Below are 1,312 nucleotides of genomic sequence, written 5' to 3'. Positions count from 1 at the left end.
ATGAATAAGGTTTACAGCGATGCGCGGTCTGCGCTGGCTGGGCTTGTGAAGGATGGCATGACCATCATGGCCGGGGGCTTCGGCCTGTGCGGCATCCCGGAGACGCTGATCGAGGCGATCCGTGATTCGGGGGCGAAGGATCTCACCTTCATCTCCAACAATGCGGGCATTGATGGCGTCGGCTTAGGGAGGCTGCTGGAAACCCGCCAGATCCGGAAGATGATCTCGTCCTACGTGGGCGAGAACAAGACCTTCGCCCAGCAGTACCTGTCCGGCGAGCTGGAGCTGGAATTCAACCCGCAGGGCACGCTCGCCGAGCGCATCCGCGCCGGCGGCGCCGGCATCCCGGCCTTCTACACCAGGACCGGCGTCGGCACCCTGATCGCCGAGGGCAAGGAAGTGCGCGAGTTCCATGGCGAGAACTACGTCATGGAAACCGGCCTTTTTGCCGACATCTCGATCGTCCACGCCTTCAAGGGCGACACGGAGGGCAACCTCGTCTACCGCAAGACCGCCCGTAACTTCAACCCGATGATGGCCACCGCCTCGCGACTGACCATCGCCGAGGTCGAGCATCTGGTGCCGGCGGGCGAGATCGACCCGGATTGCATTCACACGCCGGGCATCTTCGTGAAGCGCCTGGTGCATGTGCCGAACCCGGTCAAACGCATCGAGCAGCGCACCACCCGCAAACGCGAGGAGATCCTCTGATGACATGGACCCGTGAACAGATGGCGGCCCGCGCCGCCAAGGAACTGCGCGACGGCTACTACGTGAATCTCGGCATCGGCATCCCGACGCTGGTGTCGAACTACATTCCGGACGGCGTGCACGTGCAGCTCCAGTCGGAGAACGGCATGCTCGGCATGGGGCCTTTCCCGTATGAGGGCGAGGAGGATGCCGACCTGATCAATGCCGGCAAGCAGACGATCACCGAGCTTGCGACCACGAGCTATTTCTCCTCTGCTGATTCCTTCGGGATGATCCGCGGCGGCCATATCGACCTGTCGATCTTAGGGGCCATGCAGGTGGCGCAGAACGGCGACCTCGCCAACTGGATGATCCCCGGCAAGATGGTGAAGGGCATGGGCGGCGCCATGGACCTGGTGGCGGGCGTGAAGCGCGTGGTCGTGGTCATGGAACACGTCGCCAAGGGCAAGGATGGCTCAGAGGAGCCGAAGCTCCTCAAGGCGTGCAACCTGCCGCTCACCGGCACCGGCGTGGTGGATCTCGTCATCACCGATCTCGGTGTCTTTTCCATCGACAAGAAGGGCGGCTCCGGCATGACCCTGATCGAGCTCGCCGACGGCGT

The 1,312-nt window shown here is 63.3% G+C and carries 2 protein-coding genes; both read left to right on the top strand.

Going from position 1 to position 1,312, the window contains the following annotated elements; all coding sequences use genetic code 11:
- A partial coding sequence (locus DC522_RS33540) for a CoA transferase subunit A (RefSeq protein ID WP_116532700.1) occupies window positions 1–711 on the top strand: 711 nt, incomplete at its 5' end.
- The coding region (locus tag DC522_RS33535) for a 3-oxoacid CoA-transferase subunit B (RefSeq protein WP_116532699.1) at window positions 711–1,312 on the top strand (602 nt) is incomplete at its 3' end. The genes DC522_RS33540 and DC522_RS33535, both read left to right, overlap by 1 nt.

Source organism: Microvirga sp. KLBC 81 (assembly GCF_003075415.1).
Classification (GTDB): domain Bacteria; phylum Pseudomonadota; class Alphaproteobacteria; order Rhizobiales; family Beijerinckiaceae; genus Microvirga.
The sequence above is the reverse complement of the archived record's forward strand: the minus strand, read 5'-3'. Positions and strand labels throughout refer to the sequence as shown.